The sequence below is a fragment of the Arthrobacter sp. G119Y2 genome (assembly GCF_038069765.1).
In the GTDB taxonomy this organism is placed as follows: Bacteria; Actinomycetota; Actinomycetes; order Actinomycetales; family Micrococcaceae; genus Arthrobacter_B.
In genome coordinates, this window is record NZ_JBBPFS010000006.1 from 205,487 (window position 1) to 225,019 (window position 19,533).

Sequence of the window (19,533 nt, forward strand, 5' to 3'; positions counted from 1 at the left end):
GGGCCTAGAAGTAGTAGGGGAAGGAGGACCAGTCGGGATCCCGTTTTTCGAGGAAGGCTTCCTTGCCCTCCACAGCTTCATCGGTCATGTAGGCCAGCCGGGTGGCTTCCCCGGCAAACACCTGCTGCCCGGCCAGGCCGTCGTCCGCGAGGTTGAAGCCGAACTTCAGCATGCGGATGGCCTGCGGGGACTGCCGGGCAATGTCGGCAGCATACTCCAGGGCAACCTTTTCCAGGTTCTCGTGGTCCACCGCCTCGTTCACGGCGCCCATGGCCACCATGTCCTCGGCGGAATATTCACGGGCGAGGAAGAAAATCTCGCGGGCCTTCTTCTGTCCGATCTGCCGGGCCAGCAGGGCCGAACCGTAGCCGGCGTCAAAACTGCCCACGGTGGCGTCGGTCTGCTTGAACTTTCCGTGCTGCCGCGAGGCGATGGTCAGGTCCGAGACCACGTGCAGGCTGTGGCCGCCGCCGGCAGCCCACCCGTTAACGACCGCAATGACCACCTTGGGCATGGTCCGCATCAGGCGCTGGACTTCCAGGATGTGCAGGCGTCCGGCGCGGGCCGGATCAATGGTTTCCTTCGTCTCGCCCTCGGCATACCGGTATCCGTCGCGGCCGCGGATCCGCTGGTCGCCGCCGGAGCAGAAGGAATGGCCGCCGTCCCTGGGCGAGGGGCCGTTGCCGGTGAGCAGGACAGTGGCGACGTCGGGGGTCATGCGTGCGTGGTCCATGGCCCGGTACAGCTCATCCACGGTGCCCGGGCGGAAAGCGTTGCGGACTTCCGGACGGTTGAACGCGATGCGCACCGTCGGCAGGTCGCGCACGATGCCGCCGTCGGCCGTGCGCTCCACTTGGCGGTGGTAGGTCATGTCCTGCAGGTCCTCAAATCCTGAGACAAGACGCCACTGCTGCGGGTCGAAAATATCGGACACCTGTTTTGGAAGTTCTGTGCTCACAGTTCCGAGTTTATCGCTCCGCCCCAAACCGGCCGTGAGGGAGGCATTTTGGCCTCAGGTACTGTCACCGCACCGCGGCTCTGGAATACGTTGGCACCATGGCTGGCTCCGCACCGGGGATCGATGGCCCCGCATCCGATGCAATGCTCAAGCTCGGCAGGTTCTTCACCCGCTGGGATGAAACCGCTGACGGCAGGGCGGTTTTCCGTGAAGGCGGGCGGAAGGGGGATTCCTTCTACCGCAACCGGTGGAGCCACGACAAAGTGGTGCGCTCCACGCACGGAGTGAACTGCACGGGTTCGTGCTCCTGGAAGGTCTACGTCAAGGACGGGATCATCACCTGGGAAGCGCAGGAAACCGACTATCCGACGGTCGGTCCGGACCGGCCCGAATACGAGCCCCGCGGTTGCCCGCGCGGGGCCGCCTTCTCCTGGTACACCTATTCGCCCACCCGTGTCCGCTACCCGTATATCCGCGGCGTGCTGCTGGAAATGTACCGGGCGGCCAAACGCGAGACCGGCGACCCCGTGCTGGCCTGGGAATCCATCATTAACAACCCCGAGCGGCGCCGGACCTACCAGCAGGCCCGCGGCAAGGGCGGGCTGGTGCGCTCCAGCTGGGCCGAAGCGCTGGAAATGACGGCAGCCGCCCATGTCTCCACGATCAGGAATTACGGGCCGGACCGCTGCACCGGGTTCTCACCGATCCCGGCGATGTCCATGGTTTCGCACGCGGCCGGAGCGCGGTTCATCAACCTGATCGGCGGGGTGATGAACAGCTTCTACGACTGGTACGCGGACCTGCCCGTGGCCAGCCCGCAGGTTTTCGGTGATCAGACCGATGTGCCGGAATCCGGTGACTGGTGGGACGCCACGTACCTGATGATGTGGGGGTCCAATATTCCGGTGACCCGCACCCCCGATGCGCACTGGATGGTGGAGGGGCGGTACCGCGGCACCAAGGTGGTTTCGGTCAGCCCGGACTACGCCGACAACACCAAGTTTGCCGACGAATGGCTGCCGGCGCAGGCCGGTTCGGACGGCGCGCTCGCCATGGCCATGGGGCACGTGATCCTGAAGGAGAACTTCGTGGAGCGGCGGGTGCCGTTCTTCGAGGACTATGTCCGGCAGTTCACCGACCTGCCGTTCCTGGTCACCCTGGAGAAGCGCACCGACGGCAGCGTGGTGCCGGGCAAATTCCTCACCGCCGCCGATCTGGGCCACAGCGAGGCCAAGGCCTCCGACGCGGCCTTCAAGACGGTGCTCCTGGACCGCGACGCCGGCACCCCGGTGGTGCCCAACGGCTCGGTGGGTTTCCGGTACAACGACGACGACGCCGGCAAATGGAACCTTGACCTGCAGGGCGTGGTGCCGGCCCTGTCCATTGCCGACGCACCGTCGTGGGGACGCGAAACGTCCAGGGTGGAGCTGCCGGCGTTCACCGATCCGACCGGCGTCGGCTCCGTCCTGCACCGCGGCGTGCCGGTGACGACGGTGGCGGGCCGCACGGTGACCACCGTCTTTGACCTGATGCTCGCGCAGTACGGAGTGCCGCGGCCGGGCCTGGGCGGAGGCGGACTGCCGGGGGAGTGGGCGGCGGGCTACGACGACGCCGGAACCCCCTACACCCCGGCCTGGCAGGAAGAGATCACCAACGTCCGCCCGGACGCAGTGCTTCGCACGGCCCGGGAGTTCGCCGCCAACGCGGAGAAGTCCAAGGGCCGGTCAATGATCATCCTCGGCGCCGGCATCTGCCAGTGGTACCACGGCGACGTGACCTACCGGGCAATCCTGGCCATGCTGATGCTGACCGGCTGCGAGGGCCGCAACGGCGGCGGCTGGGCGCACTACGTGGGGCAGGAAAAGTGCCGTCCAATCACCGGCTGGGCAGCCATGGCCTCGGCCGGTGACTGGAACCGCCCGCCCCGGTTCATGATCGGGACCGCGTTCTGGTACATGCACACCGACCAGTTCCGCTCTGACGGCTATTCCTCGGATTCCATGCAGTCTCCGCTGGCGCAGGGGCATTTACGCGGTTTGCACACGGCGGACGTCATCGCGAAGTCCACCCGGATGGGCTGGATGCCGTTTTATCCGCAGTTCGATAAGAAGAACTCCCTGGACATCGCGGACGAGGCGGCCGCGGGCGTGGCCAGGGGGGAGGCTGCTGATGAAGCGAGCTGGGTGGCGCGGCGGCTCAAGGACGGGAGGCTGCGGTTCGCCGTGGAGGACGTGGACGCCCCGGAGAACTGGCCCCGGACCCTTATCCTGTGGCGCTCCAACCTCCTGGGATCCTCGGCCAAGGGCGAGGAGTATTTCCAGAAGCATTTGCTGGGCACCCTGAACAACGTGATGGGCAAGGACCACAGTGAAGCCCGGCCCGCCGACGTCGTCTGGCACGAAAACGCGCCGCAGGGAAAGCTGGATCTGCTCGTTTCGGCGGACTTCCGGATGACCAGTTCCACCCTGCTGTCCGACGTCGTGTTCCCGGCCGCCACCTGGTACGAGAAGAACGACCTCAACACCACGGACATGCATCCCTACATCCATGCGTTCACTCCGGCCATCTCACCGCCGTGGGAGGCCAAGACCGACTACGACCTGTTCCGGCTGCTCGCCGAGGAGTTCTCCCGCCAGTCCGCAACCCATCTGGGGGTGCGCAGGGACCTGGTGGCCACCGCCCTGACGCACGACACACCGGGTGAAATTGCGCAGCCCGGCGGGCATGCCCCGGACTGGAAGGGAACGGACATTCCCGCAGTCCCGGGAAGGAACCTGCCCGAGCTCAAAGTGGTGGAACGGGATTACACGGCCATCGGGGAGAAATTCGTTGCCGTGGGTCCGCTGGCGGAGAAACTCGGATTCACCACCAAGTACGTGAAGTACGACGTGTCCAAGCCGCTGGCCCAGCTGGCGCGCAAGAACGGAGTGTTTGACCGCGGCGCGGCAGCCGGCCGCCCGGCGGTGGACACCGACGCCAAGATGGCCGAAGCGATTCTGCTGTTCTCCGGCACCACCAACGGCGCGCTGGCCGTGCAGGGTTTCAAGACGCTGGAGAAGCGCACCGGCGTGCCCCTGGCGGACCTGGCCGAGGGGGCGGAGGACAAGCAGATCACCTTCCGCGACACGCAGGACCGGCCGACGCCGGTGAACACGTCCCCGGAATGGTCCGGCTCCGAGACCGGCGGCCGGCGGTACGCGCCCTTCACCATCAACATTGAGCGGCTCAAGCCCTTCCACACCCTGACCGGGCGGATGCATTTCTTCCTGGACCACGACTGGCTGCAGGACATGGGAGAGGCACTGCCGATCTACCGGCCGCCGCTGGACATGCACCGTCTGTTCGGAGAGCCGGCGCTGGGCACCCGCGGGGAACTCTCCGTGGCGGTGCGCTACCTGACCCCGCACAACAAGTGGTCCATCCACTCCGAGTACCAGGACAACCTGCTGATGCTCTCGCTTGCCCGCGGCGGGACGGCGGTGTGGATGAGCACGGAGGATGCGGCGCTGATCGAAGTGAAGGACAACGACTGGGTGGAATGCGTCTCCACCAACGGCGTGCTGGTGGGCCGGGCCATCGTGAGCAGCAGGATGCCGGCCGGGGTGCTGTACGTGCACCACGCGCAGGAGCGCATTATCGACGTTCCCAAGTCGGAGGCCACCGGCCGGCGCGGCGGCATCCACAATTCGGTGACCAGGATCCTGGTCAAGCCGACCCACATGATCGGCGGCTATGCGCAGCTGTCCTGGGCCTTCAACTACCTCGGGCCCACCGGCAACCAGCGCGACATTGTCACCGTAGTGCGCAAACGCTCCCAGGAGGTGCGGTACTGATGCGAATCATGGCACAAACGGCAATGGTGATGGCACTGGACAAGTGCATCGGCTGCCACACCTGTTCGGTGACCTGCAAACAGGCCTGGACCAACCGCGCCGGAACCGAGTACGTGTGGTTCAACAACGTGGAAACCCGGCCCGGGCAGGGCTATCCCCGGCGCTATGAGGACCAGGAAAAGTGGAAGGGCGGCTGGGAGCTGAACAGCCGCGGCAAGCTGAAGCTGAAGGCCGGCGGACGCCTCGCCAAACTGTTCGGCATCTTCGCCAGCCCCGTCCAGCCCGAACTGAACGACTACTACGAACCCTGGACCTACGACTACGAAAACCTGATCAATGCCCCCGCCGGCAACGATTTCCCGGTCGCAAAGCCCAAGTCCCTGATTACCGGCGAGGACATGAAAATCACGTGGTCCGCCAACTGGGATGACAATCTGGGCGGATCGGAGCGGACAGAACTCCAGGATCCGGTGCTGGAGAAGATGCGCCGGGAATCGGAAGAGAAGGTAAAGCTGGAGTTCGACTCCACCTTCATGTTCTATCTGCCCCGGATCTGCGAGCACTGCCTGAATCCCTCCTGCATGGCGTCCTGCCCCTCGGGCGCCATCTACAAGCGGGAGGAGGACGGCATTGTGCTGGTGGACCAGGACCGCTGCCGCGGATGGCGGCAATGCGTCACCGGCTGCCCCTACAAGAAGATGTATTTCAACCACCGGTCCGGCAAGGCGGAGAAGTGCACCTTCTGCTACCCGCGCATCGAGGTGGGCATCCCCACGGTCTGCGCCGAAACGTGCGTGGGCCGGCTGCGCTACATCGGCATCTTCCTGTACGACGCCGACCGGGTCACCGCCGCCGCGTCCGTTCCAAACGAGCAGGACCTGTACGAGGCCCAGCTGGATCTGATGATGGACCCGAACGATCCGGACGTCATCGCCGCTGCCCGGGCCGAGGGAATTCCGGAGGACTGGCTGGACGCGGCCCGGCGCTCGCCGGTGTACGCCCTGGCCAAGGAGTTCCGGGTGGCCCTGCCACTGCACCCCGAATACCGGACCATGCCCATGGTCTGGTACGTCCCGCCACTGTCACCCATTGTGGACGTACTCAAGGAGCAGGGGCACGACGGCGAGAGCGCCGACAACCTCTTCGGTGCCATCGAGGCACTGCGGATTCCGGTCGAGTACCTGGCGGAGCTCTTTACCGCCGGTGACACGGACCTGGTCACGGGGGTGCTGCGCAAGCTCGCCGCGATGCGGGCCTACATGCGCAGCATCACCCTCGGCGACCTGCCGGATGAGAAGATCGCGTCCGACGTCGGGATGACCGGCGAACAGATCGTCGCCATGTACCGGCTCATGGCCGTGGCGAAGTACGAGGAACGCTATGTTATCCCCAGCGCCCATCTGGAGGACGCCCACAACCTGGAGGAGATCGGCTGCTCCCTTGATGTGGAGGGCGGGCCCGGAATGGGGCAAACCGGAGTCTTCGGTGAGGCGTCCGGGCGGCCGATGCCGGTGGCCGCGGAGAACTTCGCCGCTCTGCAGGCTCGCCAGCGCGGTGAGGACCCCACCGGCAACGGTGACCTGGGCGGGCGGGTGAATCTGCTCAACTGGGACGGCCGAGGCTCGCCCAAGGGCCTTTTCCCGGCGGATAACAACCGCGGTGCCCCCGGCACTGTTGGCGGGAGCCCGGGATCGACCGGGGACGGCAAGGGGGCTGTGTATGACCAGGCCGAGGGGGACGGGCCGCAGTCCGACCGCGGCCGCGAAGACGGGCCCGCCGGGGGAGGGGGAGCAGCGTGAGCCTGTTGGAGAAGCTGCTGGGCAAGGCAGGCAAGGGTACTTTCGATCCGGAGCCGTACCGCGACGCCCACCCCCGGCGCAGCGCTGTAGTCAGGCAGGCTGCGGGGCTGCTGCTCGAGTATCCCGACGAGACGCTGGTTGACCTTGTCCCGGCCCTGAAGGAGGCGCTCGCGGAAGCGGGAGCAGACACGGGGCCCGTGGAGGAGCTCTTCGCTTCACTGACGGACCGCCCCCTGCATGAGGTGCAGTCGGAGTACGTCCAGGAATTCGACCTGTCCAAGCGGCACAGCCTGCATTTGACCTATTGGACCGACGGCGACACCCGGCGCCGCGGTGAGGCCCTGGCGGCTTTCAAGGAGATCTACCGGGCGCACGGGGCGCTGCCCGAGGGAACGGAACTTCCCGACTACCTGCCTTTGGTGCTGGAGTTCGCGGCAAAGGTGTCCGCTGCGGACGGCTACGAACTGCTGCAGCGCTACCGCCCTTCGCTGGAACTGCTGCGGCTGGCCCTGCGCGACGACGGACTGCCCCACGCAGGGGCGCTTGCCCTGGTCTGTTCCACGCTGCCCGGCGTTTCCCCCGAAGACCGGCAGACCGTCATGCAGACCGCAGGCTACGGCCCGCCCACGGAGACGGTGGGCCTGGAGCCGTACAGTTCGCGGCTGCTGCCGATTTCTGAAAGGAACTCCCCGTGAAGCGTGCCGACGTTCCCCTGGATGTTCCCCGCGACGTTCCCCTGGATGTCCCCCCACCGGCCAACGTGCAGGTGGGGGTGGATGACGTGATGCTGTGGGGAGTCCTGCCCTATGTGGTGCTCGCCGTGCTGATCCTCGGCTCCATCTGGCGGTACCGCTATGACCAGTTCGGCTGGACCACGCGTTCCTCCCAGCTGTATGAGTCCCGGCTGCTGCGCATCGCCTCCCCGCTGTTCCACTTTGGGATCCTGGCAGTGATCGCGGGGCACTTCATGGGGCTGGTGCTTCCCAAAACCTGGATGGATGACATTGGCATCAACGAGGACAGATACCACTTCTTTGCCCTCTCGGTGGGTTCAATAGCCGGGCTCGCCACACTGGTGGGAATCGTGCTGCTCATTTACCGCAGGCGCACCACCGGACCGGTGTTCATGGCCACCACGCGCAATGACAAGGCCATGTACCTTTTTCTGCTCGCCGCCATCCTGACGGGCCTGGCCACGACGGTCTTCTCCGTTTTCGACCACGGGATCGTGAACTACCGGGACACCGTGGGGCCCTGGTTCCGGTCGATCTTCATTTTCCAGCCGGACATCACCGCGATGACCGCAGCTTCCCTCTCGTTCAAGATCCACACCCTGTGGGGCCTGGCGCTCTTCGCGCTGTGGCCCTTCACCCGGCTGGTGCACGCCTTCACCGCTCCGCTGCAGTACCTGTTCCGCCCCTACATCGTCTACCGCTCACGGGGAAAGCGCCCCGTGAGCGGGGGTGCGACGCCGCGCGGCAGCTGGGCACCGGTCGGAACTCCGGACCGCGACCGCAAAGGCACTCCCCGCCCCTGACCCCGCCCCTGACCCCGCCCCTGACCCTGACACCCTGCCCGAGCAGGACCGCGAGTAAGGACCGACGCCATGCCAGCATCAGCGCAGACCCCGGCATCCGCCGTGAACCTGAAATCCGGTCAGCTCCGAAATCTCATTGTCGCCACCGTCGCCTCGACGGTGGGGTTCTGGGCCTGGACCATCATTGGCCCGCTTTCCAGCCGGTACGCGGCGGGCATGGAGCTCGGGGCCGGACAAACCTCGATCCTGGTGGCCATGCCGATCCTGGTGGGCTCGGTGGCCCGCATCCCCGTGGGTGCGCTGACCGACCGGTACGGCGGGCGGATCATGTTCACCGTCATCCTGGGCATCACCGCCCCGCTGGTGCTGCTGACGGGCATTGTGGGACAGCTGGAGAACTTCCCCTTCCTGGTGGTGATCGCGTTCTTCCTGGGCATCGCCGGGACGGTCTTTGCGATCGGCATCCCGTTCTGCTCGGCCTGGTATGACCGCACCCGCAAGGGCTTTGCCACCGGTGTTTTCGGCGCCGGCATGGTGGGCACTGCGGTGTCGGCCTTCTTCACGCCGCGGCTGGTCAACGCGGCCGGCTACATGGGCGCCCACATCATCATCGCCGTCGTCGTGGCCGTGATGGCGCTGCTCAGCTGGCTGATCCTGCGCGAGTCTCCGGCATGGAACGCCCCCACGCAGCCGGTGCTCCCGAAAATTACCCACGCCTTCACGCTGCGGGTCACCTGGCAGCTGTGTTTCCTCTACGGGGTCGTCTTCGGTGCCTTTGTGGCCTTCTCCAACTACCTGCCCACCTATCTGGGCAACGTCTATGACTATGACGCGACCGCCGCCGGCACCCGGACCGCGGGCTTCGCCGTCGCCGCCGTTATAGCGCGTCCCATCGGCGGAACCATTGCGGACCAGGTCGGACCAAAGCTGGTCACCCTGGCCTCCCTGGCCGGCACCGTGGTGCTGGCCGTGATCGTTGCCCTCCGTCCCGAGGAGGAACGGGTCTACGGCACTGCCTTCATCCTGATGGCGCTCTTCCTGGGGCTGGGCACCGGCGGCGTGTTCGCGTGGGTGGGGCGCGCGGCCCCGGCACAGGACGTGGGAACGATCGGCGGGATCATTGCCGCCGCCGGCGGGCTCGGCGGCTACTTTCCGCCGCTGGTCATGGGGGCCACCTATGATCCCGCGAACCGCAGCTATTTTGTGGGGCTCATGTTGCTGGCGGCCTTCGCCGCCGTCGCCTTTCTGCTGACCTTTACGGTCCGCAACGGCGGCAAAGTGGATGAACGAACCCGTACCTGAGTCCACCGGGCAGGACGGCGGTCCCCGGCGGCCTTGACCAGCTTCTACTGCGCGTCGTGGACCCATCCCGCCAGCCAGTAGGGTGAGCCGCCGGCGGTTTCCACCATGACCTCAAGGTCTGAAACCGGCTCGCCGGCCGGAGCATCGAAGAACAATGACGAGCCGGGGCTGGTGCAGGCAACTTTGTAGCTTGCCATGCCTCGGTGGATGCGGGCCGAGTCCCCCGGGGTGCAGGAGGCAGAGAGACTGAGGACCTGTCCGGTTTCCAAGCCACCTTTCACCGTGTAGGTTCCGGTGCCCGTGCCCTGCTCTGACAGAACCTTAACGCCGGATGGAGAAACGCCGTCCACATCAATCTGCGGCGCAAGGGGCTCCTGCACATCCGATTCCCCGGCAGTAACGGAAGTGGACGGGGACGCAGCCGGCATGCTGGTTTTTGGAGATTCGGCGCTTTCCGTTTTGTTTTCCGCCTGACCTGTTGAACAGGAGGAGAGCGCCAGTGCGGCCGTGCAGGCCAGCACGGCTGCCCCGGTACGAAAACGGGAGCAGCCGCTGAAGCGCTGCGGGATACGAGGCGCAGGTGCTTTTTCCTTTGAATGTGCTTTGCGGGCGTTTTTCATCTTTGACCCTAAACACAGGCGGTGCGGTGAAATCAAGGCTTTTCCAAAGTCGGTGGAAATCCCTTCGAGCGTTTTCCATTCAGAAATAAAAAGCCGGCGGATTCAATTTTCGGGACTTTCTCAGGCGGCCGAACTGCCCTTCGGCGGAGCCCCTCCGCGCCGGATCCCTGCGCCGTGAATTACCCCGGGGTAGAGTCGGAGAATGGGTGCAATCGAACTGATCCTCATTCGGCACGGTGAAAGCGCGGGGAATGTTGCCGCCACGGCAGCGCAGCGCTCCGGTGCCGAAGTCATAGACATTGGCCTGCGGGACCCCGACGTCCCGCTCAGCGAGGCCGGCGTGGAGCAGGCCCGGGCGCTGGGCCGCTGGCTGGCCAATCTGCCGCCGGACCAGCATCCGGAATCCGTGTGGTGCTCGCCGTACCTGCGGGCCCGCCAGACCGCCGAGCTCACCACCATGCAGGATCCCGGTACGCCGCAGGATCTGCGCATCGACGAGCGCCTGCGCGACCGCGAGCTGGGCATCCTGGACCTGCTGACATCCGCGGGCGTCGCAGCCCGGTTCCCGGAGGAAGCGCAGCGCCGCAACTGGCTGGGCAAGTTCTCCTACCGCCCGCCGGGAGGGGAGTCCTGGGCCGACGTCGCGCTGCGGCTGCGCTCGGTGCTGCGGGACCTGGACGACGAGGAGGACGGCAAGCGCGTGGCGGTGGTCTGCCACGACGCGGTCATCATGCTGATCCGCTATGTCTGTGAACGCCTCAGCGAGCAGGAACTGCTGGACATCGCCGCAAGCACGAGCGTGCGCAACGCGTCCATCACGCGGCTGGTGCGGCCGTCCGGACAGGGACGCTGGGCCTTGGAGAGTTTCAACAGCGTTGATCATTTGGAGTCCGGCGGTGCCCCCGTCACCGAGCATGCAGGAGATGAAGACCATGTCCACCCCCGCTGAAATCGTCACGCCGGCCCTGCTGAAAAACTGGCAGGTCAACCGGGATGCATCGGATAAATCGGACCGCGGCACTGTCCTGGTGGTTGGCGGGGCGCGGCGTTCTCCGGGAGCCGCGCTGCTCGCCGGGCGGGCTGCTCTGCGGGTAGGTGCGGGGAAGCTGACCCTGGCCGTCACGGAGTCCGCCGCGGTTGCCGTATCAGTGGCGGTGCCGGAATCAGGCTCTGTCGCCCTGCCCGAAGACGACGGCGAGATCTCCGGCGGCCGGGCCGCGAAGGTGCTGGCCCCGGACCTGGAAACCACGGATGTGCTGCTGCTCGGACCAGGGCTGGACGACGCCGGACAAACCGAGGAGCTGCTGCGCGGGATAGGCCCGCTCCTGAACGATTCCGCCGCCGTCGTCCTGGATGCCTATGCACTGGGAGTGCTGGGCGGGCTGCCGGAGGTTTACGAACGCTGGGCCGGGCGACTGGTCCTGACCCCGAACCGGAAGGAAGCAGCCCGGCTGCTGGACGCGGACCCGGAGGCGGACCTCGAGACCGAGCAGGCAGCGGTCGACATCGCCGCCAAATACCAGGCCGTAGTGGCCCTGCACGGGGTGGTGGCCGCTCCGGACGGCCGCCGCTGGGAGATTCCGGCCGGCAACTCCGGATTGGGAACCTCCGGCTCCGGCGACGTGCTCGCCGGTGCCATCAGCGGTTTCCTGGCCCGCCGGGCCTCACCCGAGCAGGCCGGATGCTGGGGCACCTACCTGCACTCCACCGCCGGTGACCGGCTCTCCGCGGCTCAGGGGCCGTTGAGTTTCCTGGCCGGGGAACTGCTCGAAGCCATGCCCCGCGTCATGGCTGAACTGACGGTCTAGGGTGGCGAACCAGCACCGGCCGGCTATTGCGCCGCTGCCCTACAGGTTCACGCGCCGGGACGGTATTGCCGCCGGTTTCTACGTCCTGTTTGTCCTCATTTTCAGCTATGCGCCCGGGCTGGGCATCCCGGGCCTGACCCGGCTGATTCCCGATCCGGTGCTGGCCGGCTACGCGGTGAACCTGGCGTTCTACCTCAGTGCCGGGGCGCTGGCTGCCTGGGCGTCCTGGCGGTACGCGGTGCGGGAAACCCGGATCCTGGCCACCCGCCCGTGGCTGACCCTGGCGATCATTCCCGGCGGTGTCTTCGCGATGCTGCTGCTCAGCGTCATTGCCGGGCTCGTGACCGGGCCGCCGGAAACAGCAGTCAACCAGGAAGCCGTCCAGGGGCTGGTTGTCTCCCTGCCGCCGCTGCTGATCATTCCCCTGCTCGTGGTCATTGCGCCGTTTGTGGAGGAGTACATCTTCCGCCACCTGCTGATCGGCAAGCTCAGCAAATACCTCAACATCTGGATCTGCTGCCTGATCTCCATAGTGCTGTTTGCCGGGATCCACCTTGCGGGCAAAGAAGCCCTGGCGCTTCCCGTGCTGCTTCCGTACCTGGTGATGGGAGCGGTGCTGGTGGGGCTGTACGTCTGGGCGGGGAACAACTTCATGCTCTCCTACGGCGTCCATGCCGCGAAGAACCTCCTAGCCGTCCTGCTGACCTACGCCATTCCGGCCGAGCTGCTCCAGTAGCCGAACTCCCTGCCGGTCGCGGGAACCGCGCGTCCCAACCATCTGTGCCCCCATGTCCGGCCCCCATGCACGCACCCCAGGCCTGTGCCCCAGGCCCACCCCCAGGCACTGCGTCATGCTAGGCAATGCAGAATTCGTTGCCCTCGGGATCCGCCATGGTGTACCAGGAGGACGGGCCCTGCTCGGCCGCGTAAAGGAAGGTGGCGCCCCGTGCCTCCAGTTCCGCGCGCTTCGCGTCCTTGTCAGCCCCGTTGAGGTGGATGTCCAGATGGATGCGGTCCTTCGCCGTCTTCGGTTCGGGCACGGGCTGGAACAGGATGCGCAGGCGTTCGGGGGAGTGCGCTTCGCTCTCCCGGCAGATGGCGGCACCGTCGCGCCATCTGCGCTGCCCGTTGTGTTCGACCACATCGTCCGGACCGATCGCTCCCTGTTCCAGCAGCGAATCAATGAACGCCTGGTCCAGGGGTTCAAGGACCCAGCCCAGGGTTTCGGCCCACCAGTCAGCCTGGGAATGGGCATCCGCGCAGTCAACACAAATCTGAATATTGAAGGTCATGATCAGGAGCTAACCAGAGGGAACCCGTCGGCGGCCCGGTACTGCGGTCAGCTGCTGTCCGCAGGGGCGGCTTGTTACGGTGTCTCCCTGCGCAGACATTGACCGGAGTGCGCCAACATGGGATTGTTTACAGAACGAACGTTCAGTAATTGGCGCGCCTTGCACACACAGCAGGCAACACAGCAACACAGACGGTGGGAGCAGACGGACATGGCTGAAGCATTTCTCGTGGGCGGAGTACGGACTCCGGTAGGCCGCTACGGCGGCGGGCTCTCAGGCGTCCGTCCCGATGACCTCGCAGCACTGACGCTGCAGGAACTGGTGGCCCGCGAGGGACTGGACCCCGCCGTCGTCGACGAAGTGATCCTGGGTAACGCCAACGGTGCCGGCGAGGAGAACCGCAACGTTGCGCGCATGGCTGCCCTGCTGGCGGGCTTCCCCTCGGACGTTCCCGGCATCACCGTGAACCGGCTGTGCGCCTCGGGCCTCTCCGCAATCATCATGGCCTCGCACATGATCAAGTCCGGAGCCGCGGACATCGTCATTGCCGGCGGCACCGAGTCCATGAGCCGTGCCCCCTGGGTCACTGAAAAGCCCACCAAGGCCTTCGCCAAGCCGGGGGATACCTTCGACACCTCCATCGGCTGGCGCTTCGTCAATGAACGCTTCACCTCGGGAGAGCTCTCCCGGGACGGCAAGATGACCTACTCGATGCCGGAAACCGCGGAGGAACTCGCCGCGGTGGACGGCATTTCCCGCGAAGACGCCGACGCCTTCGCCGTCCGCTCGCACGAGAACGCCATCGCCGCCATCGTTGCCGGGCGCTTCAAGGATGAAATTGTTCCGGTCACGGTTCCCGGCCGCAAGGGCGACACCGTGGTGGACGCAGACGAGGGCCCGCGCGAGGGCACCACCGCCGAGGTCCTGGCCAAGCTGCGTCCGGTGGTCAAGCCGGGCGGCATCGTCACCGCCGGAAACGCCAGTTCGCTGAATGACGGAGCATCCGCTGTCATCGTCGCTTCGGAGCGGGCCATCCGCGAATACGGACTCACCGCCCGTGCCCGGATTGTCGACGGCGCTTCCGCCGGAGTTCCGCCGGAAATCATGGGCATCGGCCCCGTCCCGGCCACTCAGAAGGTGCTCGCCCGCAGCGGCGTAAAGCTCGCCGACGTCGGGGCTTTTGAGCTGAACGAAGCCTTCGCCACCCAGTCACTGGCTTGCATCCGCCGGCTCGGCGTGAACGAGGACATTGTGAACAACGACGGCGGCGCCATTGCCCTGGGCCATCCGCTCGGCTCGTCCGGCTCGCGGATTGCCATCACGCTGCTGAACCGGATGGAACGCGAGGGCGCTTCCCGCGGCATCGCCACCATGTGCGTAGGCGTGGGCCAGGGCACGGCCATGCTCATCGAGGCCGTCTAAGTGGGCGCTGACTACAGCTCGTTCACCACGCTGCAGGTCACCGAGGACGAAGGGCGGATCACCGCCGTCCTGAACCGGCCCGAGGTCCGCAACGCCATCGACCAGGCCATGGTCGATGAGCTGCACCAGCTGTGCGCGGAGCTGGAGGAAAACCCCCGGATCCTGATCCTGGCCGGCAGCAGCGGCGTGTTTGCCTCCGGAGCGGACATCGCCCAGCTCCGTGAACGCCGCCGCGACGACGCCCTGCGCGGCATCAACTCCAGCGTTTTTGCCCGGATCGCCAAGCTGCCGATGCCCGTCATCGCAGCCCTGGACGGCTATGCCCTGGGCGGGGGAGCGGAACTGGCCTTCGCCGCCGACTTCCGCATCGGCACCCCGCGGCTGAAGATCGGCAACCCGGAAACCTCGCTCGGCATTCTGGCCGCCGCCGGCGCCACCTGGCGGCTTAAGGAGCTCGTGGGGGAGCCGCTGGCCAAGGAAATCCTCCTCGCCGGGCGGATCCTCACCGGCGACGAGGCACTGGCAGTGCGCCTGGTCACCGAACTGGCGGACCCCGAGCAGCTGCTCGACGCCGCCCACGCCCTGGCCGACCGCATTGCCCGCCAGGACCCGCTGGCGGTACGGATTACAAAGGCCGTGTTTGCGGCTCCGGCAGAGGCGCACCCCGTTATTGACACCCTGGCCCAGGGGATTCTGTTCGAATCCGAGGCCAAATTCGACCGCATGGCAGCATTCCTCGAGAGGAAGAAAAAATAATGGCAGTTCCCTCCACGGTAGGAGTTCTCGGCGGCGGACGGATGGGCGCGGGCATCACCCACGCCTTCTGCACGGCGGGGGCCGGTGTGGTGGTGGTGGAGCGCGACGATGACGCCGCCTCCGCCGCCTACGACCGGGTTGCCGCCAACCTGGCCAAAAGCGTGGAGCGGGGAACGGTTGCCGAATCCCTCGAGGACCTTACCGCCCGCCTCTCCGTCTCCACCGACTACGCCGACTTCGCCCGCTGCGGACTCGTGGTCGAGGCCGTGCCCGAGGACTTCAGCCTCAAGGCCGCAGCTCTGGCCGCCGTGGAGGAACAGCTGGCCCCCGGCGCCTGGCTGGCCTCCAATACCTCCTCGCTGTCCATCGCCGAACTGGCCGGAAAACTCGAGCGCCCGGACCGCTTCTGCGGTCTGCACTTCTTCAACCCGGTGCCGGCCTCCGAACTGATCGAGGTGGTGCTCGGGCCGCAGACCTCCGCGGAGCTGGCCGACACCGCCCGGACCTGGGTGCAGGACCTGGGGAAAACACCCGTCGTCGTTCAGGATGCCCCCGGCTTTGCCAGCTCGCGGCTCGGAGTGGCCATAGCCCTGGAGGCCATGCGGATGGTGGAGGACGGCGTCGCGTCGGCCGAGGACATCGACGCCGCCATGGTGCTGGGCTACAAGCACCCCACCGGCCCGCTGCGGACCACCGACATAGTGGGCCTGGACGTCCGGCTGGGCATTGCCGAGTACCTGGCCTCCACGCTGGGGCCCCGGTTCGAGCCGCCGCAGATCCTGAGGGACAAAGTGGCCCGCGGCGAGCTCGGCCGAAAATCCGGCAGGGGCTTCTTCGACTGGCAGTGAGTCAGGCGCGGGTGACCGGCTGCTGCAGTTCGGTCACCCAATCCGACTGGTCCTCGGACACCGCACGCATGTACAGCTCCCGGCAGGGACCGGAAGGCGCAAATCCGCGGGCAATGATCTCGGCGTGGAGAGCCTGCCAGCTCTCGGCGATGCGGTCCATGGCCCCGAGGTGCACCCCGCAGAGCGGGCTGGTCGGACACCACCGCGGTGCGGGCGGCAAGACGAACGGCGGGAAGGGATTTCTGGACAACTTCGATCGGTGACATGGCACGTTCCTTTTCGATGAGGGGAGCCTGCATTCCACACCGATGAGCCTAGGGCAGCCGTGCGCTGTTCCTCCTCGACCTCGCGCCGGACACACCTCACGCCTCCGACCCAGTGGAAGTATCCCCGCCGGACTCGGCCTAGGGTGGAAGCATGGACAACCGCACTGACCGCGGCGTGGAGTGGGAGGGCGCCGCCAATGCCCGCGACCTCGGCGGCATTCCCCTTGCCGGCGGCGGGAAGGTGGCGCCGGGCCGGATTTTCCGGATGGGCCGCTCGGAATGGCTGACGGAGAACGGCTGGCGGCAGGCATACAACGACGGCGTGCGCACCGTCGTCGACCTGCGCAACGACTCCGAGATCGGCCGCCGGGATACCGATCCGGAGGTGCCGCCGTCGGCGGCCCGGGACATTGTGTTCCTGAACCGGCCCACCCAGGAGGCGAAGGATCCGGAGTTCACCGCCTTGACCGGCCCCTACATGGACTCGCCGCGCTTCTACCGGGAAAACCTGCGCCGCTGGCCGGAGAAGATCGCCGCCGTCATGCGTGCCGTAGCCGAGGCCCGTGACGGCGCCGTCGTCATCCATTGTTCCGCCGGCCGGGACCGCACCGGCCTGATCGCCATGCTGGCGCTGGCGCTGGCCGGTGCGGAACCCGAAGCCATTGCCGAGGACTACGAGCAGGCGGTCCGCGGCATCAATGCCTTCCACGCCACCCAGCTGCACCCGCGGGAAAAACCGCTCACCGAGGACCAGCTCCGGGAGCGGGTGGCCGACGGCCGAAAGGAACTGCTCCGCGCCCTGGACGGTTTTGACGCGGAACAGTACCTGCTCTCAGCGGGACTTAACCTTGACGAGATCGCGCGGCTTCGGCGTCGCCTGCGCTGACCCGGTTACAGGGAAGCACCCTTTCCGGCGTCGCCAAGTAGAAAAAAGAACGCTTGGCCGCAGTGACGAAGCCGCCGGGAACCAGCAGCGACGAATGCCGTGCGCACCACTGCGCCTGCCCGTCCGAACCGGCCAGGGCCTGCGCCAGGGCCGGCAGGTCGTGGAACCACATCAGCTGCTGCTGACCGTCCACCACCAGCTGGATCAGGTCCAGGTCGAGATCAACGTACGCCTGCGCGTCCACCCAGTCATCGAAGCCGGCCAGCAGTTTGGCATGGATGAGATGAACGTTGTGGCCGGGCTTGAAACTGGTGCAGCGGGCGTCACTGGAAATGCTCACAGTGTTTTCCTTTACGGTTTGTTCTTGCCTGCGCCGGGCGGCGGCAGACCGCTTCGTCATCCGAACCACCCGCCGAACAGTGGGGTTGGTGTGAGGCCAGTCGGAGCTTTTCCGGCCGGAACTTGTCCGGCCGTCGGCCACCTCTCGTGAAGCTGACACAACACTAGCGCACGCCGCCGACACTGGGAACCGTCCGCCGTCGTGCGCTCTGCATCCATGGCGGGGAGTCAGCGCCAGCCGGCTGCCGGAGCCACATGCTTCACGATGTTTTCCAGCAGCTGCGTGTTGTACTCCACGCCCAGTTGATTGGGCACAGTGACCAGGACCGTGTCCGCGTCCTGCACCGCGGCATCCGCGGCGAGCTGTTCAGCGATCACATCCGGTTCGCCGATGTAGCTCTTGCCGAAGCGGGCCAAACCGCCGTCCAGCGTTCCCACCTGGTCGCGGGTGTCGGCCAGGGCGCGCAGGCCGAAGTACCGCCGGTCCTCATCGGTGACCAGCGGAATGACGCTGCGGCTCACGGAGACCCGGGGTGTGCCCTCGTGTCCGGAATCGGCCCAGGCGGAGCGGAACAGCGCTATTTGCTCGGCCTGCAGCTGGTCGAAGGGCACGCCGGTGTCCTCGGTCAGCAGGGTGGAGCTCATCAGGTTCATGCCCTGCTGTCCGGTCCATTTGGCCGTGGCGCGGGTGCCGGAACCCCACCAGATCCGGTTGCTGAGTCCGGGGGCCTGCGGCTCCACCGCAAGGGTTCCGGAGGTGCCGGTCATGACCGGATCGGCTGCCGCCAGCCCGGCGCCGGCGATGGCGGCGCGGAACACGAGGGTGTGTTTGCGCGCTTCATCGGCGTCGGTGCTGCCGTCGGCCGGAACATATCCGAACGCCTCGTAGCCGCGCAGGGCCGGCTCGGGTGATCCCCGGCTCACGCCCAGCTGCAGCCGTCCGCCGCTGATCAGGTCCGCCGCAGCTGCTTCCTCGGCCATGTAGAGGGGGTTTTCATAGCGCATGTCGATCACTGCGGTGCCCAGTTCCAGCGTGCTGGTGCGTGCGGCCATGGCAGAGAGCAGCGGGAACGGCGCGGCGAACTGCGGGGCGAAATGGTGCACCCGCAGGTAGGCTCCGTTCACGCCCAGTTCCTCCGCTGCGACCGCCAGATCGATGGTCTGCAGCAGGGCGTCCCGGGCTGTGCGCACGGAAGATCCTTCTACATCCCGGTAATGTCCAAAGGACAGGAAACCGATGTTCTTCATGTTCAGGCACAGCGCCGGTTTTCGCAGAGATATTCCCCGGATAATTCCCCAGAAGCGAGGCAAACGCATGCACCTGACCATGGTTCCCGGGATCGGCGGATCCAACAACGCGCACTGGCAGAGCCTGTGGCAGGACGGCGGGCCGGAGAAGTCCCGGATTTCGCCGTTGTCGTGGGATGACCCGAACCTGGAAAACTGGCTGGACGCGCTCGACGACGCCGCCGGCAGCCGTGCAGGCGACACCATCCTGGTGGCTCATAGCCTGGGGTGCCTGGCGTCCGCCGAATGGCTGCTGCGGAACCCCGGCGGGGCCCGGGGCGTGCTCCTGGTGGCGCCGCCGGACCCGGCCGAACCGGCGTTTCCCGACACCGCAGGCTCGTTCCGGGACCCGAGGCTTCAACCGCTTCCGGTGCCGGGGCTCCTGGTGGCGAGTGAAAATGATCCGTACTGCACCCTGCCGGGAGCACGGCTTCTGGCCGGTGCGTGGGGTGTGCCTCTGGTGGATGCCGGGGCTTTGGCTCACATCAATGATGAGAGCGGGGTGGGGGACTGGCAGCAGGGACGGGCCCTGCTCACCGCGTTCGCTGCGGGTCTGGGCACGGCAGTCTTCTCCGGGTAA

General features: G+C 66.6%; 19 protein-coding genes and 1 riboswitch. Of the genes, 13 read left to right on the forward strand and 6 right to left on the reverse strand.

What is annotated here, in order from left to right; all coding sequences use genetic code 11:
- Window positions 1–4: 4 nt before the first annotated feature.
- Entirely contained in the window at window positions 5–958 is a 954-nt protein-coding gene (locus WKB88_RS14570; RefSeq protein WP_341395260.1) for a 1,4-dihydroxy-2-naphthoyl-CoA synthase, read from the reverse strand.
- A gap of 98 nt (window positions 959–1,056) precedes the next feature.
- Here WKB88_RS14570 and WKB88_RS14575 point away from each other — a divergent pair, with 98 nt between their 5' ends.
- The 5 genes from WKB88_RS14575 (at window position 1,057) to WKB88_RS14595 (ending at window position 9,429) form a co-directional block, all read left to right on the forward strand.
- Window positions 1,057–4,791 carry a nitrate reductase subunit alpha gene (locus WKB88_RS14575; protein ID WP_341395261.1) on the forward strand — a complete coding sequence of 1,245 codons (3,735 nt, stop codon included), beginning with the start codon at window positions 1,057–1,059 and terminating at the stop codon, window positions 4,789–4,791.
- Window positions 4,791–6,590 carry a nitrate reductase subunit beta gene (narH, locus tag WKB88_RS14580; RefSeq protein WP_341395262.1) on the forward strand — a complete coding sequence of 600 codons (1,800 nt, stop codon included), beginning with the start codon at window positions 4,791–4,793 and terminating at the stop codon, window positions 6,588–6,590. Before WKB88_RS14575 ends, narH begins: the two co-directional genes overlap by 1 nt.
- The gene (gene narJ / locus WKB88_RS14585; protein WP_341395263.1) at window positions 6,587–7,285 is read left to right on the forward strand and encodes a nitrate reductase molybdenum cofactor assembly chaperone; all 699 of its coding nucleotides are present in this window, start codon (window positions 6,587–6,589) and stop codon (window positions 7,283–7,285) included. Before narH ends, narJ begins: the two co-directional genes overlap by 4 nt.
- A gap of 89 nt (window positions 7,286–7,374) precedes the next feature.
- Window positions 7,375–8,127: a respiratory nitrate reductase subunit gamma gene (gene narI / locus WKB88_RS14590; protein ID WP_341395316.1), complete on the forward strand. Its 753-nt coding sequence runs from the start codon at window positions 7,375–7,377 to the stop codon at window positions 8,125–8,127.
- A gap of 69 nt (window positions 8,128–8,196) precedes the next feature.
- Complete coding sequence (locus WKB88_RS14595) at window positions 8,197–9,429, forward strand: MFS transporter (protein WP_341395264.1); 1,233 nt, start codon at window positions 8,197–8,199, stop codon at window positions 9,427–9,429.
- A gap of 44 nt (window positions 9,430–9,473) precedes the next feature.
- Here the strand turns inward: WKB88_RS14595 and WKB88_RS14600 are convergent, their stop codons facing one another.
- Window positions 9,474–9,626, reverse strand: a complete 153-nt coding sequence (locus WKB88_RS14600; RefSeq protein WP_341395265.1) for a hypothetical protein — start codon at window positions 9,624–9,626, stop codon at window positions 9,474–9,476.
- Window positions 9,627–10,251: 625 nt separating this feature from the next.
- On the opposite strand from WKB88_RS14600, the gene WKB88_RS14605 reads away from it, so the two are divergent.
- Genes WKB88_RS14605 through WKB88_RS14615 form a run of 3 tightly spaced genes read left to right on the forward strand, consistent with a single transcriptional unit; the run spans window position 10,252 to window position 12,593 of the window.
- Window positions 10,252–10,998: a histidine phosphatase family protein gene (locus tag WKB88_RS14605; RefSeq protein ID WP_341395266.1), complete on the forward strand. Its 747-nt coding sequence runs from the start codon at window positions 10,252–10,254 to the stop codon at window positions 10,996–10,998.
- Window positions 10,973–11,857, forward strand: a complete 885-nt coding sequence (locus WKB88_RS14610) for an NAD(P)H-hydrate dehydratase (RefSeq protein ID WP_341395267.1) — start codon at window positions 10,973–10,975, stop codon at window positions 11,855–11,857. Before WKB88_RS14605 ends, WKB88_RS14610 begins: the two co-directional genes overlap by 26 nt.
- A gap of 1 nt (window position 11,858) precedes the next feature.
- Entirely contained in the window at window positions 11,859–12,593 is a 735-nt protein-coding gene (locus WKB88_RS14615; RefSeq protein ID WP_341395268.1) for a CPBP family intramembrane glutamic endopeptidase, read from the forward strand.
- A gap of 118 nt (window positions 12,594–12,711) precedes the next feature.
- Here the strand turns inward: WKB88_RS14615 and WKB88_RS14620 are convergent, their stop codons facing one another.
- On the reverse strand, window positions 12,712–13,149 hold the full coding sequence (locus WKB88_RS14620) for a VOC family protein (protein ID WP_341395269.1): 438 nt from the start codon (window positions 13,147–13,149) through the stop codon (window positions 12,712–12,714).
- A 210-nt stretch (window positions 13,150–13,359) separates the two neighbouring features.
- Here WKB88_RS14620 and WKB88_RS14625 point away from each other — a divergent pair, with 210 nt between their 5' ends.
- Genes WKB88_RS14625 through WKB88_RS14635 form a run of 3 tightly spaced genes read left to right on the forward strand, consistent with a single transcriptional unit; the run spans window position 13,360 to window position 16,175 of the window.
- Window positions 13,360–14,571, forward strand: coding sequence for a thiolase family protein (locus WKB88_RS14625; protein WP_341395270.1), 1,212 nt, complete (start codon window positions 13,360–13,362; stop codon window positions 14,569–14,571).
- Window positions 14,572–15,327, forward strand: coding sequence for an enoyl-CoA hydratase/isomerase family protein (locus WKB88_RS14630; protein ID WP_341395271.1), 756 nt, complete (start codon window positions 14,572–14,574; stop codon window positions 15,325–15,327). It begins immediately after the preceding gene.
- Complete coding sequence (locus WKB88_RS14635; protein WP_341395272.1) at window positions 15,327–16,175, forward strand: 3-hydroxyacyl-CoA dehydrogenase family protein; 849 nt, start codon at window positions 15,327–15,329, stop codon at window positions 16,173–16,175. Before WKB88_RS14630 ends, WKB88_RS14635 begins: the two co-directional genes overlap by 1 nt.
- 1 nt (window position 16,176) lies before the next feature.
- Here WKB88_RS14635 and WKB88_RS14640 read toward each other — a convergent pair whose 3' ends face one another.
- The gene (locus WKB88_RS14640; RefSeq protein WP_341395273.1) at window positions 16,177–16,335 is read right to left on the reverse strand and encodes a GyrI-like domain-containing protein; all 159 of its coding nucleotides are present in this window, start codon (window positions 16,333–16,335) and stop codon (window positions 16,177–16,179) included.
- 257 nt (window positions 16,336–16,592) lie between these two features.
- On the opposite strand from WKB88_RS14640, the gene WKB88_RS14645 reads away from it, so the two are divergent.
- Entirely contained in the window at window positions 16,593–17,327 is a 735-nt protein-coding gene (locus WKB88_RS14645) for a tyrosine-protein phosphatase (protein WP_341395274.1), read from the forward strand.
- Here the strand turns inward: WKB88_RS14645 and WKB88_RS14650 are convergent.
- Both WKB88_RS14650 and WKB88_RS14655 read right to left on the reverse strand, forming a co-directional pair.
- Entirely contained in the window at window positions 17,284–17,667 is a 384-nt protein-coding gene (locus WKB88_RS14650; RefSeq protein ID WP_341395275.1) for a hypothetical protein, read from the reverse strand. The two genes, WKB88_RS14645 and WKB88_RS14650, sit on opposite strands and share 44 nt — an antisense overlap.
- 15 nt (window positions 17,668–17,682) lie before the next feature.
- A riboswitch (SAM riboswitch) is annotated at window positions 17,683–17,819 on the reverse strand.
- A gap of 75 nt (window positions 17,820–17,894) precedes the next feature.
- Complete coding sequence (locus WKB88_RS14655; RefSeq protein WP_341395276.1) at window positions 17,895–18,914, reverse strand: LLM class flavin-dependent oxidoreductase; 1,020 nt, start codon at window positions 18,912–18,914, stop codon at window positions 17,895–17,897.
- A gap of 67 nt (window positions 18,915–18,981) precedes the next feature.
- On the opposite strand from WKB88_RS14655, the gene WKB88_RS14660 reads away from it, so the two are divergent.
- A complete protein-coding gene (locus WKB88_RS14660; protein WP_341395277.1) occupies window positions 18,982–19,533 on the forward strand; it encodes an RBBP9/YdeN family alpha/beta hydrolase in 552 nt (183 codons plus the stop codon).